The sequence below is a fragment of the Providencia sp. wls1914 genome, assembly GCF_009706645.1.
GTDB classification, from domain to species: Bacteria; Pseudomonadota; Gammaproteobacteria; order Enterobacterales; family Enterobacteriaceae; genus Providencia; species Providencia zhijiangensis.
Genome location: NZ_WLUN01000008.1, coordinates 110,525 through 123,709, shown reverse-complemented (window position 1 = coordinate 123,709; position 13,185 = coordinate 110,525). Strand labels below are relative to the sequence as shown.

Genomic DNA, 13,185 nt, shown 5'->3' with positions numbered 1-13,185 from the left:
ATGACGGTCTATTTTGCGACGTTTAAAAAGGTACTGCTGGGCATGCTGGAGAAACCGATGTGGCTGCTACTGCTCGTTTCTCTCTGTATTATGAGTTTGGTCTATGCGCGTCCGGTATTGTGGGATCTGCCTGTGGCGGTTATCGATATGGATCACTCAGGCGCAAGTCGTGAGCTGATCCGCGATTTAGACGCCACACCCAAAGTTCAGCTACACAGTTACGATAATTTAGCCCAAGCGCGGCAGGATATGATTGCGAGGCAGCTATTCGCTATCGTGATCATTCCAACAGATTTTGAAAAGCATCTGCTTAGTGGCAAAAATATCACGGTACCGGTTTATGGGGATGCCACAAACCGCTTAGCCAGCGGGCAAATCCAGCAAGAGCTATCGAAAGCGTATCAAACGCTATTGAGCGCCTATAACACCCAGTTACTGGAAAAAGCGGGTTTCAGTCCTGAACAAGCAAAAGTGATTATTGCCCCTGTTCGCAGTGAGACTGAGCCGCTGTATAACCCCGGTATTAGCTTTGCGGCCATTATTTTTCCTGGCCTGCTGGTAATGTTATTGCAGCACTCCTTATTAATTGCGTGTGTGCGGGTCAGTATTGCCATTCGCTCCACACCAAAAGGTAAACCCCCATTAGCGGTTTATCTTGGAGCGTTGTCGGCGCTGGTGCCTATCTGGTTATTTCTTTCGACCGTGTTTTTTGCCTTATGGCCATGGATTTTGGGTTATCGGCAAGAAGCGCCGTTGTACCAGATTTGGATGCTGACCTTCCCATTCTTACTCGCCGTTATTGGGTTAGGGAAGCTGGTCACGGAATGTTTGCGTAGTGTGGAAATGATCTACCTGACATTGGCGTTTATCACCACGCCGGTGTTCTATATGTCCGGTACGATTTGGCCACTGCAGGCCATGCCGGACTGGGTACGGATGATAGCCTCTGCGTTGCCATCCACATGGGCGACTAACGCGATGGCGGGGATCAACCAAATGGGACTGCCATTTAGAGATATCTTGATGGATATTGTGATGATGCTGGTGCTTGGGGTGATTTACTCGTTTATCGGTGTGTTTATTGGCATGTTACGAGATGGCGAACTGCGCCACCTTAGTCATGTCATTCATCGGTGGCGTAAACATCTGCATAAATAAAAAGTAAGCGGTTGATTTTATACCGCTTACTTTTTGAGAATCACTCTACAACGCTAAGGCTTAAATTACATTCTTCAGCAGTTGAAACCGAAAATGTGCGTCCGTTAGCATTGGTTTTGCCCGAATAGGCTTCCCCATTACAGTCATTGATAATGATGTAATTGACTGATGAAAGAGGTAAATCATTTTCATCGGTTAATAGGAAACTCAAATTATAATCGTGACCTCCCACTTGGGAGCTAATGTTGCCATTGCTTTTAGCAGCAAGCCCTGCAATCACAAACTCACCCGTTTTGCCATCTTGGTTAAGTTTTCCAACTGCATTATCTTCAGTGCCGGCCACAATATGGGCATTTTCAGGGACTGAAAGAATTTTTTTCCCTTTAAATACCACGCGATAGTACCCAGAATCGGAGTAACCCACCTCTTGGTTTTTTTCGAGATCCGCTTTGGTGTACTCAAGGGATGTTGAGCATCCCGCTAAAAAAAGTGTCATGACGAGCAGGGTACGTTTTATCACGGGTATTTCCTTATTAGTTTGTGAGTTTGGTTGCTTATCTAATCTACAGCACGTCAACTGAATTCAAAGGGAGTAACTGCGTATCTGTTTGGGGGATATTCTGGGTATAGACAGGTTATTGATGAAGAATTGCGCAGGTTGTCACGCAATGGTATATTTAAACATAAAGGTGGCTACAATGTAGCTACATTATGATAGTGAGGTATTTTATGACTGCTTTATTAAAAACGACGGATGTTCGTAGTCGCATTGATGAGCAACTAAAAGCTGAGGCAACCAGTGTATTGCAAGATTGTGGGCTGACCATTAGTGCCGCGATCCGTTTGTTTCTTGAGCAGGTTGTTCAGGAACAGGGGGTTCCTTTTGAAATTAAACGCAAACAGCCTTCTGCGAAAACTGCTCAGGCTTTAAAAGAAGCCGCGCTCATTGAGCAACAGTATTCTTCATTGGATGAGATGATGTTGGAGCTAACGAAGAGTGAGTCAAAAAACAAGCCATAAACGCGCCCAATGCCCAAGGCAGGTAGCTTATACATCAACCTTTAAAAAATCATGGGAACGTTATAATCGGGCTGGTAGAAGGAATATGAATGAAGCGATTGCCATTATGGAAATACTTTTTTCACAGAAAAATATTCCTCCACAGTATCTTGATCATGAGTTAGAAGGAAATGAGTGGGGTGGTGCAAGGGAATTACATATTGGAGGTGATTTCCTGCTCGTATATCGACTTTCGGATGATGGGCGCTTAGTGACTTTCATTGATATAGGTTCACACAGTGAACTATTTGGCTAACTGAATAAAAAAGGCTCAATAAAGAGCCTTTCATAAATAGAAAATTCATCACGCCTCTAGGGTTAATCCGGCAATATTACGCCAATAGCCATTACAGCTTTGGTCGGGAATGCTCAGTGGGGACTGCCCGTATTGGTTGGCTTTAAATTGCCTAATCACATCGAGGGACTCAAGGCTTTCAGGGGAAACCCGCACAATATCCACCAAATCCTGCATGGACGAAATATCGTTACCTAAGTTATAGCAGTAGCCGCTCAGGGTTTGGATGCCATTAAGCGTGAACACTTGCTGTTGTTCCTGTGACATCACTTTGCGCCCTTGCGGGTAATTAATGCAGCAGGTTTCACACTCATCTTTTTGGCGGTTTTCCGAACGAGCGGTAAAACAGCGGGCAGAATAAGCCAGTGGTAGGTGACCGTAGCTGAAAACCTCTACTTCAAACTTATCGCGAATACCTAACTCTTCACATTGATTGAGCAAATTCACCAGCCAGTCACGGGAAAGCTCAACGGGCATACACCAGCGCATCATGCCTTGGCGTAGCAAAATATTCAGTGAGGGGGCGTTATAACAGTTAAGCCCATGACCTGCCACAAAAGGCAATTTGCGCTCTGCCAGCATGTTGACGACACCAAAATCGTGCGCTTCAATCAAAAACTCGCCATTATCGACTAACTTACTGATTTCTTTCAGCTCGGAGGGCGCTTGTAACAGCGCAAGGGTGCTGAGAATAATCTGTTTACCGCTTCCCGCTAGCTGCTTAGCAAGCTCAATCCAGTCATTGGGTTTCATATCACGGCGCTTGCTACATACCGTTTCCCCGAGATAAATAATATCCGCGTCACTGTCTGCTGCCTGCTGATAAAAATCCTGTAAGGTTGATGTTGGCCAGTAATACAGTACTGAGCCTAATGCATATTTCATTATGTTACCCATTAATCCATGCTGATGAATGATGTGCGCCAGTTATTGCCATTTACGGTGATACGCTCCAAGGGTGGTTTGGCTACCTTCAGAAAGGTCACCGAGGGCTTTGAGCCATCTAGGATCCGTCACAAAACCGTCTGGATTGGATTTATAGCGATTGATGGCCTGACGCCAAATCTTGGTCACTTGGGTGACATAGGCAGGGCTGCGTTGACGACCTTCAATTTTTACCGAGGCGATATTGGCGCTCATGAGCTCAGGGAGTAACTCAATGGTATTGAGGCTGGTGGGCTCTTCAAGTACATGATATTTCTGCTCATCCACCACATAGCGCCCTTTACACAGGGTCGGATAGCCGGCATTTTCATTTTTTTGGTAGCTGTCGATCAGCACATCATTCAGCCGTGATTCCATGCCATTTTCAGTGTGTTGCCAGCGAACAAAACGTGCAGGAGAGCAAGCGCCGACGGTATTCGGGGATTCTCCCGTTAAGTAGGAAGAAAGATAGCAGCGGCCTTCAGCCATAATGCACAAGCTACCAAAAGCAAACACTTCCAGCGGTACAGGACTGGTTTTGGCGAGTTGTTTAACTTGGTGAATGGATAACACGCGAGGAAGCACCACGCGATGTACCTGAAAGTTACGCTGATAGAAACGAATGGCTTCCGTGTTGGTCGCGGAAGCTTGCACAGAAACATGGCGCTCAATATGCGGGTATTTATTGGCCGCGTACTCTAACATCGCTATATCGGCGAGGATCAGAGCATCGGCTCCTAAGTCAGCCGCCAAATCAACAGAGTTTTGCCAGCGTTGATAACCATCAGGGTGAGCGAAGGTATTTATCGCAATATGCAATTTACGTTTACGCTGGTGGATATAACGCTCTGCTTCATGCAGATTTTTTTCCGTAAAATTCAAACCTGCAAAATGACGCGCGTTAGTATCATTTTTGAGTCCGATGTACACCGCATCGGCACCATTATCAACAGCCGCTTTTAAGGCAGGTAAATTCCCCGCAGGGCAGAGTAATTCCATTAGCTTTTTCTCTGTATAAAAATTTAGCAATTGATCATTCTAGACAAGGGGTCTGGTAGAGGTTTTGATTTAGCGCAGAGAAGCTTGGAATGTTGTAGGCGAGATAGTTATTTCGTGACTATTATAAAAGTGTAGAGATTATTGGAAATAAATATTGGCGAGATGGATAAAGATTGATATAGGATCGGTATCATCACGTTATTTTTTGGCAAAATATGTCCTTATATCGGATAAATAACGATATATCTCTGACTATCTTTACATCTACACATCAATGTTATCTATAATCTTAGTCATTATAGGTATTAAAATTGTCCAAGCGGCTGCTTTAACCAGTAGTTATGCGTAGTGGACAGATAATTGATACGGGAGTTAGTACTGTGTTTGGTAAAATTCGTTCTCAACTGATCACTCAAGGCCCTTCATTTTTGAAGTTTCCATTGAAAGTGACCCCATTTGTCGTACAGCGTCAAATACTCGAACAACTATTAAGTTGGCAGTTTCGTGAATCTGTTAAAGAAGGCGAACTCGATTTTCTGGAAGGGAAATGGCTGAAAGTTGAGATCCGAGATTTAGAGCTTGTTTGGTTTATCAGCTTACAAGACGGTCAGCTGGTGGTACAAAAGCAGGCTGAACCGGATGTCAGTGTCAGCGGCAATGCCAATGATCTGGTATTGATCGCAGCCCGCAAAGAAGATCCCGATACGCTCTTTTTCCAACGCCGTTTGGTGATTGAAGGGGATACTGAATTAGGTTTGTATGTTAAAAACCTGATGGATGCCTTCGAAATTGAAAATATGCCTGCGCCGCTGCGCTTTGGTCTATTACAGCTCGCTGATGTGATTAAATCAGTGCAAGACAGTGAGGACGCAGAGCATAAAACGCCTGTGTTAACCTCATGCTGATACGTGTAGAAATCCCGCTTGATGCCATGGGTATCGACACGCTATTACGTGAAACCTTCCCAACTGAAGGGGAGGCAGATCTTGTTCAGCACCTGCGTGAAGATGGGTTACTGACCCTCGGTGTGGTGGCGACCAACGATGACGGCGAAGTTATTGGCTATGTCGGGTTTACCCCGGTTGATGTGAATGGTGAAGATGTTCAATGGGTAGGACTTGCCCCATTAGCCGTTAAAAAAGCCTATCAAGGCCAAGGTATCGCGGAAAAATTGGTTTATGAAGGGTTAGATAGCCTAAATGAATTTGGTTATGGGGCTGTCGTCGTTCTCGGTGATGAGGGTTACTACGGGCGTTTTGGTTTCGAACCCGCTTCCAACCATGAATTACGTTGCCAATGGCCAAGTCTACAGAAACATTTTCTTGTCTACGGACTCGAAAATGGCGCCATTGACCAGCATAAAGGTGAAGTCACTTACTCATCGCATTTTGACAATGTGTAAGCCGCTAAATAATGCTGTAAATCATCAGGCTGGTCAGTGACCAGCCTTTCTTTTGCCTGCTTACTCAATTGCTTAACTCGATATTCTAATTGAGACGCTTCAGAACGATCCCCCGCAGTACAATGAAAAACGAGGGTCAAAGGTGTTTTACCTTTTAGTGCCTTGGCACCTGTTCCCGCTTCATGCTGTTGAAAACGCCGCTGAACATCGGTGGTGATCCCACAATATAACGCGTTATTTTTCTGCCGAATTAAGTAAAGCGACCAATTTTGCTGTGTCATTTTGTTTTTCTTGTTATGGAATTTAGCATTCTGTGCTGATTTATAAGGAGAATTTAGTTGGCTTCCAGCGAATTTTCTCGCGGATCATAAAGTTTATAACATACTAAATTATAAATAAAAAATGATATAAACCTGTCACAAATTTGTAACCTCAATATAGGTTATTGTTCAATTATTTTGAATAACTATAGCAAAATTAGCTAATTTTCATCTCAAAATAAAGGGCATAGTATGATCCATATCACAGGGGAACACGAAAAAACCCCTGTAAATATCAAACATACAATGAGGAAGTTTACCATGAAAAAATCAACATTATTTGCTGCTGCTTTAGCTTTAGGTGCTGTATCATTTGGTTCAATGGCGGCTGAAGAAGTTAGACAAGCTAGTGAGCCAGCAGTTGGTTATGTGTCTGTAAGTGGTGCTGCAAGTGTAAATGACCTGACTGCACAATTAGCCAAAAAAGCTGATGAAGCTGGCGCAAAATCTTTCCGTGTGATTTCTGCAAGCGGTGAGAATGAGATGAATGGTACCGCAGCGATTTATAAATAATTTTACTCGTCATACTTCGAGCCGCAGCGTTGTTGGCTGCGTTCACTCCCACTAGTCACATACTAGTGTATGCTCCTAGCGACTCGTTCGCTTGCCGCCTAGCTGCAACTCGAATTATTTAGAGTAAAAGCGAGAGGGATTAGAGGGGAAGTATTAGTAGCTTCGAATGCTAGCATTGTTGATATAGAACCTTATGTTAGGTGCAATTCGAATGAGTAAGTTATAGTAGTGCGAACTAAGTACAGATAACGTTCAGAACAGCTTAAGCACGCCCAGCCATTTTTATGGGCGTGTTCTGAACGGTCTAACATGGACATTCGCAATGACACCCGAAAACACCTTACAACATATCCAGCGCTATATTGCTCGCCAACACGTTTTTTCTCTGTTTACCTCTCACCAAGATGATATTTGGGCTGCCAGTTGCTACTACGCCTTTGACCGCCAAAATATGCGTTTGGTTTTTATGACATCCCCCGATTCGCAGCACGGCCAATTAATGCAGGAAAATCCTCGTGTGGCAGGAACGATCTCTGCACAAACTAAGCAAGTGGGCAAAATTCAAGGTATTCAATTTGTGGGAGAAATTCGCCAATTTGCTGGTGAAGAAGCGGATGTACAGAAAGCATTTTATTGCCAGCGATTTCCTGTCGCCTTAGAGGCGAAGCTGCCGATTTGGCAGCTCCAATTACAGACGGTGAAAATGGTGGATAACACGCTGGGGTTTGGTACCAAATTACATTGGTTACATGAAGCTTAGGTCGTGTGAAGCTTAACGCAGTCGATGAATAACTTGGTTACTGCTACCGCGCCATAGCAGCGCGGGGTCATACCGTTCTTGTTCAAACTTTCCATCAATCAATGTATTGATCAAACTCACCACTTTTTGCTGTTCTAGTGTCAACTCATCCAATTTATAGCCTGTCCACATCCAGATATCCTTATCTGGACAGACGGCTTTCACTCGCTTCACTAACGCTAGAATGGCAGGCAAGTTGGCAGGATGCAAAGGATCCCCCCCAGAGAGGGAGAGCCCTTGGCGGCGAATACGCGTATCTTGCAAATCTTGGATAATTTGGTCTTCCATCTCTTGAGTAAAAGGGATACCGGAATCCACTCGCCATGTGCTTTGGTTATAGCAGCCTCGGCACTGATGAACGCAGCCCGAGACAAATAATGTGCAGCGGGTACCGGGTCCATTAACCACATCCACAGGATAATATTGGTGATAATTCATGGCATTTATCCGCTGTTAACCGAGCTGTCCATTACCCAAGTGCTTGATACGGCGCTTCACTTCCTCTTGCTTACCCGCATTAAACGGTCGTGCATCTGGGCTGCCTAAGTAGCCACAGACACGGCGGATCACGGAAACACGGTTAGTATCGTGGTTGCCGCAAGCTGGGCAGGTAAAGCCTTTGCTGGTACAGGAAAATTCACCGGAAAAACCGCAGTCATAGCATTCGTCGATTGGCGTGTTGGTGCCATAGTAAGGGACATGCTGATAGCTGTAATCCCAGACATCTTCGAGGGCTTTGAGGTTGTGCTGTAAGTTCGGGTATTCGCCGTAACAGATAAAACCGCCATTGGCGAGCGCCGGGTACGGCTGTTCAAAATCGATTTTATCGTAAGGATTAACCTGTTTTTCCACATCTAAGTGGAAGCTATTGGTGTAGTAGCCTTTGTCGGTTACGCCATCAATAACGCCAAATTCAGCGGTATCTAAGCGACAGAAACGGTCGCACAGATTTTCGCTTGGCGTGCTGTATAAGCTGAAACCATAGCCTGTTTGGGCTTTCCATTCGTCAGTGGCTTGGCGTAGACGGTTGACGATAGCGACCGCTTTTTCGCGCAATTGCTCGCTGTCATACACATGAGTCTGCGTGCCAAATAGGGCATTGATGGTTTCATGTAATCCAATGTAACCCAATGAAATGGAAGCGCGCCCATGTTTGAAAATTTCCGCTACGCTGTCATTGGCTTTTAAGCGAACGCCGCAGGCGCCTTCCATATATAAGATAGGGGCTACGCGGGCTTTGACATTTTCTAAGCGCGCAATGCGGGTCATTAATGCTTTTTTGGCGATGGCTAAACGCTCATCAAGAAGCGCCCAAAAAGCCTCTTCGCTACCTTGAGCTTCCAGCGCGATGCGCGGTAAATTCAGGCTGATCACGCCGAGGTTATTACGTCCATCGTGAATTTGTTTGCCATCTTCTTCATAAACACCCAAGAAACTGCGGCAGCCCATCGGTGTTTTAAAGGAGCCAGTGACATCAACCACGCGATCGTAATTGAGGATATCTGGATACATACGTTTGCTGGCGCATTCTAAGGCTAACTGTTTGATATCGTAGTTAGGATCGCCATATTTATGGTTCAGCCCATCTCTTATGGCAAACACGAGTTTTGGGAAAACGGCTGTTTTGCGGTTTTTGCCCAGTCCCGCGATGCGGTTTTTGAGAATCGATTGCTGGATCAGTCGCGCTTCTTGGGAGGTGCCTAATCCAAAGCCAAAGGTGACGAAGGGGGTTTGCCCGTTCGCGGTATGCAGAGTATTCACTTCATACTCTAAGGATTGGAACGCATCGTAACACTCTTTTTCAGTGCGACTTTGGGCGTAAGCTTCGGCATCAGCAATTCCCCATTCTTTGGCCACTTTTAAGTGCTTTTCATGGCTAATAGCGACGTAAGGCGCCAAAATTTCATCAATGCGGTTAATGGTGGTGCCGCCATAAATATGGCTAGCCACTTGGGCAATAATTTGTGCAGTAACGGCGGTGGCAGTTGAAATGGATTTTGGTGGTTCGATTTCTGCATTTCCCATCTTAAAGCCGTTGGTTAACATGCCATCAAGGTCGATAAGCATACAGTTAAACATCGGGAAGAAGGGGGCATAATCGAGGTCATGATAGTGAATTTCACCCTTTTCATGAGCAAGTACAACATCGCGCGGCAAAATATGCTGTTTTGCATAATGCTTAGCAACGATCCCTGCGAGTAAATCACGCTGGGTTGGGATCACCTTACTGTCTTTGTTCGCATTTTCATTGAGTAAGGATAAGTTGCTTTGCTCAATTAGGCCGCGGATCTCGTGAGTAAGTTGGCTGCGTTTTTCGCGTTCGCTGTCTCTGTCATGGCGGTATTCAATATAGGCTCGAGCCAGATCCTTGTAAGGCCCCGACATGAGCTGGTCTTCGACAGCATCTTGGATCTCAGCGATATCTACTTTTTCGCGATTGCACAACTGCTCAGAGACAACCGTGGCAACTTGCAGACAATAATCATCATCTTTGACGTCCACCGCAGCGGCTGCACGTCGCACCGCTTCTTGAATGCGTGGGAGATCAAAATTGACCTGACAACCATCTCGTTTTATAACCACCGTTTTCACTGTCATACTCCTTATTTAATCCCTCACAGGACTGGCGATAGCGTCCATGATCCTTTATCAGTATGGGGCATCCCTGTGAAAGAAATGTGAATTTTTACTATATATAGTGTCTAGTGAATTAATTAAAGCACAATATGTAGGATATTGCCTTTTTTTAGCTGACGGTAATTTGATTTAAAACAAAGAAAAAAATAATTTATATGAATATCAAAAGGGCAGGAATTAATTAAATTTAGAGATTGATTTAAGGGTATTGAGATTTGCTCTAGAATGATTCAATCGAAAAAAAGCAGCAGGCTAGCAGTTGATGAGGTTAAAAAGCGCATTATGATCCCCATCCATTCACTCACCGGTATTACTGCATTTGTGGCGACGGTTCAATCAGGGAGTTTCACGGAAGCGGCAGAGCGCTTAGGGATCACCAAATCCGCCGTTGGCAAGCGCGTCACTAAGCTCGAAGAACATTTGGGGGTTAGTCTATTAATCCGCACCACACGGGGAATTTCGTTGACCACGGAAGGAGAGTGCTATTTCCAAGAGTGCTCGGAAGCGCTGGATTTATTAGATAAGGCGGGTCAACAACTCCAAGCCAATACCAACACGTTGATGGGTAAGCTGCGTCTGGATCTTCCCGCTGCTTTTGGGCGCAAATGCGTTATGCCTATTTTGTTGCAACTGATGGATGAGCAACCTCAATTGATGTTGAGCGTTTCATTTAATGAGCAATTTGTGGATGCGCTTGAAGAAGGTCTGGATTTGATGGTGCGCATTGGTCCTTTACCGGATAGCGCCCATCTTGTGGCGCGACAGCTAGCAAAACAGAATCAAATCTTGTGTGCATCGCCAAAGTATCTTGAAAAATATGGGGAACCTGAAAATATTCAAGAGCTGGAAAATCACCGCTGTATTGTGGGTATTCGCCAAGGGTCGCCTTTTTATTGGCGCTTATGTGAAGAAGGATCCGTCATCCAGTATGCTCCACGCCCTTTTTATGAACTTGCTGATGGCGATGCGATGCTCCAAGCGGTGCTTCAAGGAAAAGGGATTGCTCAGTTACCATTGTGGTTGGTCGATAGTTATCTTAAAAATCAGCAATTACAGCGTATTTTGCCAGAGTCTGAAGGCTATGAAACGCCGATTAATCTGCTGTGGCCGAAAGGGCGTAGTATGCCGCCAAAAACACGCTATGTGATTGATATGTTGCTTAAGGCGGCAAAAGAAGGGCAATTTAATTAAGGGAATGGCAAGCGAGTGCTGGTGCCGAATGGGTTAGCTTCACTTTTACCCAAATGCTGATTAATGCCAGGACAGAAAACGCAATTCCCACCCAAATAATGGCAGCCACTCCTGCATACAGAATCGCCCAGCCACCGATCATAGTGCCAATGGTAATACCTAAATTTGAGAATGAAATATACAGGCTATTGGCAAACTCAGGGGCTGAATTGGCTTCTTTCATTAACCAACTTTGGCTGATAATTAAACCGGATGTATGGAAAGCACCCCATAAAATGACCAACGCCACCATCACTATAGGTTGATGACCAAAGAGCCAAACTGCGAAATAAATCACCCCGAATAATACGGGATAACGCAAGGTGGTCGCAATTTGGCTACGTTGTAGAAAGTGGCTAAAAATAAAGTTGCCGATATACCCACTGACGCCGAACACCACCAATAACGTGCTGGTCGCATTGTTTGAAAACCCAGTGATTTTAATCAGATAATCGGCGATATAGCTGAAACTTGCGAACATCGCGCTGAAAATCAGTGTCACCGTCAATATGCACAACCAAACGGGTAAACGCTTTAAAATCGCCACTTGTTCACGGACTTTCAGCGGCGCGGTTACAGGAGTAGACGGCACATGAATGGCGATCCCCATAAACGCCAGCAAACTGGTTAAAGCGCCGAACCAAAAGGCGGCTGTCAGGGAAAACGCTTCTGCAATAAAGGCACTGAGCGGTAGCCCCAATACCATCCCCACCGCGACACCGGAAAACACAATGGCCACGCCCTTGGCGGATTTTTCGGGTGGCATGGCATTGGCAGCAAGGTTTAGAGCGATGGCAAAAAAGACCGCGTGGGTCAGTGCGGGTAAAACTCTAAACACCAAAATCATGTGATAGTTTTCGGTGAGGGCATAAATGCTATTGGAAATAATAAATAGCATCATAATGACCAATAGAACGGTTTTGCGATTAAAGCGCCCGAGCAATAACGTGATAAAGGGCCCTGAAATGGCAACGACCACTGCGTAGATACTAACGAGAAAACCAACTTGTGGCGCTGAGACATGAAGCTGCTGAGTTAATTGTGGCAATAAACCAATCACCGCCACTTCGGTGGTGATCACGCCAAACACAGCCAGTGACAGGCTGAGCAGTAATAAACGTATTTTATTTTGCATATAGGTATCCGCAGGGGCTAAACATAGTCCTGAATTGAATAAGTCATAAAGTGATGTTGCGGATATATCCCGAGGGTTATCGTGACAAAACAGCGAGAAAAAGAGAAGGGCACTTTGGGATACAGAGAATAGCCTAAAAGTGGATTGATATTTTTAGGTGGGCAGCTGATTTTGATTTTTATATAAATAAAAAAGCCTGCTGACAATGGGTTAGCAGGCTATCAGACTGACAATCTGAAACTGAATAAAACTATTTACGTACTGCGATAGCTTCGATTTCGATTTTCACATCTTTTGGCAGACGCGCAACTTCAACGCAAGAACGCGCAGGGAATGGCGCATTATGTTGTTTGAAAAACTCTTCGTAAGTGGCGTTAACGGTACCGAAATCATTTAGATCTTTCACAAAAACGGTGGTTTTTACGATATTGGCAACGCCCAGACCTGCTTTTTCTAAAATCGCTTTTACGTTCGCCAGTGATTGACGAGTTTGTGCTGCGATATCTTCAGGGACATTACCGGTTTTTGGATCAACAGGAATTTGACCTGAAGTCATAACCATACTGCCTAAATCGACGCCTTGAACGTAAGGACCAATAGCGGCTGGTGCATTTTCGGTGCTGATTTCGTATGACATAATTTCTCCGTTTATCACGTAAAAAAGGGCTTGGACGCTATTATAGACATGGAACGGCATCCACACAAAGACGCAGT

General features: G+C 45.0%; 14 protein-coding genes and 2 pseudogenes. 8 read left to right on the top strand and 8 right to left on the bottom strand.

Translation table 11 applies throughout. The annotated features are described in order from the left end of the window. Nucleotides 1–1,158, top strand: a complete 1,158-nt coding sequence (locus GKR74_RS06740; protein WP_154603113.1) for an ABC transporter permease — start codon at nt 1–3, stop codon at nt 1,156–1,158. Nucleotides 1,159–1,198: 40 nt separating this feature from the next. Here GKR74_RS06740 and GKR74_RS06735 read toward each other — a convergent pair whose 3' ends face one another. After that, nucleotides 1,199–1,678 carry a hypothetical protein gene (locus GKR74_RS06735; RefSeq protein WP_336431312.1) on the bottom strand — a complete coding sequence of 160 codons (480 nt, stop codon included), beginning with the start codon at nt 1,676–1,678 and terminating at the stop codon, nt 1,199–1,201. 209 nt (nt 1,679–1,887) lie between these two features. Here GKR74_RS06735 and GKR74_RS06730 point away from each other — a divergent pair, with 209 nt between their 5' ends. Beyond that, nucleotides 1,888–2,178, top strand: a complete 291-nt coding sequence (locus GKR74_RS06730; RefSeq protein ID WP_154603017.1) for a type II toxin-antitoxin system RelB/DinJ family antitoxin — start codon at nt 1,888–1,890, stop codon at nt 2,176–2,178. Further along, the gene (locus GKR74_RS06725; RefSeq protein ID WP_336431311.1) at nt 2,156–2,473 is read left to right on the top strand and encodes a type II toxin-antitoxin system YafQ family toxin; all 318 of its coding nucleotides are present in this window, start codon (nt 2,156–2,158) and stop codon (nt 2,471–2,473) included. The genes GKR74_RS06730 and GKR74_RS06725 overlap by 23 nt, the downstream gene beginning before the upstream one ends. Nucleotides 2,474–2,530: 57 nt before the next feature. On the opposite strand, the pseudogene GKR74_RS06720 reads toward GKR74_RS06725, so the two are convergent. Continuing rightward, a pseudogene (locus GKR74_RS06720) lies at nt 2,531–3,397 on the bottom strand (U32 family peptidase); the annotation flags it as partial. Between the two features lie 42 nt (nt 3,398–3,439). Further along, nucleotides 3,440–4,435 carry a ubiquinone anaerobic biosynthesis protein UbiU gene (gene ubiU / locus GKR74_RS06715; protein WP_132496374.1) on the bottom strand — a complete coding sequence of 332 codons (996 nt, stop codon included), beginning with the start codon at nt 4,433–4,435 and terminating at the stop codon, nt 3,440–3,442. A 380-nt stretch (nt 4,436–4,815) separates the two neighbouring features. Here ubiU and ubiT point away from each other — a divergent pair. Together ubiT and GKR74_RS06705 are read left to right on the top strand one after the other, a co-directional pair. Continuing rightward, nucleotides 4,816–5,349: pseudogene (gene ubiT / locus GKR74_RS06710) on the top strand (ubiquinone anaerobic biosynthesis accessory factor UbiT). Continuing rightward, nucleotides 5,334–5,837 carry a GNAT family N-acetyltransferase gene (locus GKR74_RS06705; protein WP_154603014.1) on the top strand — a complete coding sequence of 168 codons (504 nt, stop codon included), beginning with the start codon at nt 5,334–5,336 and terminating at the stop codon, nt 5,835–5,837. The pseudogene ubiT and the gene GKR74_RS06705 overlap by 16 nt, the downstream one beginning before the upstream one ends. Here the strand turns inward: GKR74_RS06705 and GKR74_RS06700 are convergent. Then, complete coding sequence (locus GKR74_RS06700) at nt 5,810–6,118, bottom strand: GIY-YIG nuclease family protein (RefSeq protein ID WP_154603013.1); 309 nt, start codon at nt 6,116–6,118, stop codon at nt 5,810–5,812. The two genes, GKR74_RS06705 and GKR74_RS06700, sit on opposite strands and share 28 nt — an antisense overlap. Nucleotides 6,119–6,418: 300 nt before the next feature. On the opposite strand from GKR74_RS06700, the gene bhsA reads away from it, so the two are divergent. Then, nucleotides 6,419–6,670: a multiple stress resistance protein BhsA gene (bhsA, locus tag GKR74_RS06695; RefSeq protein ID WP_154603012.1), complete on the top strand. Its 252-nt coding sequence runs from the start codon at nt 6,419–6,421 to the stop codon at nt 6,668–6,670. 322 nt (nt 6,671–6,992) lie between these two features. Beyond that, on the top strand, nt 6,993–7,430 hold the full coding sequence (locus GKR74_RS06690; protein WP_154603011.1) for a YhbP family protein: 438 nt from the start codon (nt 6,993–6,995) through the stop codon (nt 7,428–7,430). 12 nt (nt 7,431–7,442) lie between these two features. On the opposite strand, the gene nrdG is transcribed toward GKR74_RS06690, so the two are convergent. Then, a complete protein-coding gene (gene nrdG / locus GKR74_RS06685; protein ID WP_154603010.1) occupies nt 7,443–7,907 on the bottom strand; it encodes an anaerobic ribonucleoside-triphosphate reductase-activating protein in 465 nt (154 codons plus the stop codon). 15 nt (nt 7,908–7,922) lie between these two features. Further along, the gene (nrdD, locus tag GKR74_RS06680; protein WP_336431310.1) at nt 7,923–10,061 is read right to left on the bottom strand and encodes an anaerobic ribonucleoside-triphosphate reductase; all 2,139 of its coding nucleotides are present in this window, start codon (nt 10,059–10,061) and stop codon (nt 7,923–7,925) included. Nucleotides 10,062–10,388: 327 nt separating this feature from the next. Here nrdD and GKR74_RS06675 point away from each other — a divergent pair, with 327 nt between their 5' ends. Further along, the gene (locus tag GKR74_RS06675) at nt 10,389–11,297 is read left to right on the top strand and encodes a LysR family transcriptional regulator (protein ID WP_154603008.1); all 909 of its coding nucleotides are present in this window, start codon (nt 10,389–10,391) and stop codon (nt 11,295–11,297) included. Here GKR74_RS06675 and GKR74_RS06670 read toward each other — a convergent pair. Together GKR74_RS06670 and ridA are read right to left on the bottom strand one after the other, a co-directional pair. Beyond that, the gene (locus GKR74_RS06670; protein ID WP_154603007.1) at nt 11,290–12,471 is read right to left on the bottom strand and encodes an MFS transporter; all 1,182 of its coding nucleotides are present in this window, start codon (nt 12,469–12,471) and stop codon (nt 11,290–11,292) included. The two genes, GKR74_RS06675 and GKR74_RS06670, sit on opposite strands and share 8 nt — an antisense overlap. A 250-nt stretch (nt 12,472–12,721) precedes the next feature. Continuing rightward, nucleotides 12,722–13,108: a 2-iminobutanoate/2-iminopropanoate deaminase gene (ridA, locus tag GKR74_RS06665; RefSeq protein WP_036949109.1), complete on the bottom strand. Its 387-nt coding sequence runs from the start codon at nt 13,106–13,108 to the stop codon at nt 12,722–12,724. Nucleotides 13,109–13,185: the final 77 nt, after the last annotated feature.

Coding starts and splice junctions, on each gene's coding strand:
- GKR74_RS06740 (WP_154603113.1), top strand. CDS start 1: ATGACGGTCTATTTTGCGACGTTTAAAAAGGTACTGCTGGGCATGCTG.
- GKR74_RS06730 (WP_154603017.1), top strand. CDS start 1,888: ATGACTGCTTTATTAAAAACGACGGATGTTCGTAGTCGCATTGATGAG.
- ubiU (WP_132496374.1), bottom strand. CDS start 4,435: ATGGAATTACTCTGCCCTGCGGGGAATTTACCTGCCTTAAAAGCGGCT.
- GKR74_RS06705 (WP_154603014.1), top strand. CDS start 5,334: ATGCTGATACGTGTAGAAATCCCGCTTGATGCCATGGGTATCGACACG.
- GKR74_RS06700 (WP_154603013.1), bottom strand. CDS start 6,118: ATGACACAGCAAAATTGGTCGCTTTACTTAATTCGGCAGAAAAATAAC.
- bhsA (WP_154603012.1), top strand. CDS start 6,419: ATGAAAAAATCAACATTATTTGCTGCTGCTTTAGCTTTAGGTGCTGTA.
- GKR74_RS06690 (WP_154603011.1), top strand. CDS start 6,993: ATGACACCCGAAAACACCTTACAACATATCCAGCGCTATATTGCTCGC.
- nrdG (WP_154603010.1), bottom strand. CDS start 7,907: ATGAATTATCACCAATATTATCCTGTGGATGTGGTTAATGGACCCGGT.
- GKR74_RS06675 (WP_154603008.1), top strand. CDS start 10,389: ATGATCCCCATCCATTCACTCACCGGTATTACTGCATTTGTGGCGACG.
- GKR74_RS06670 (WP_154603007.1), bottom strand. CDS start 12,471: ATGCAAAATAAAATACGTTTATTACTGCTCAGCCTGTCACTGGCTGTG.
- ridA (WP_036949109.1), bottom strand. CDS start 13,108: ATGTCATACGAAATCAGCACCGAAAATGCACCAGCCGCTATTGGTCCT.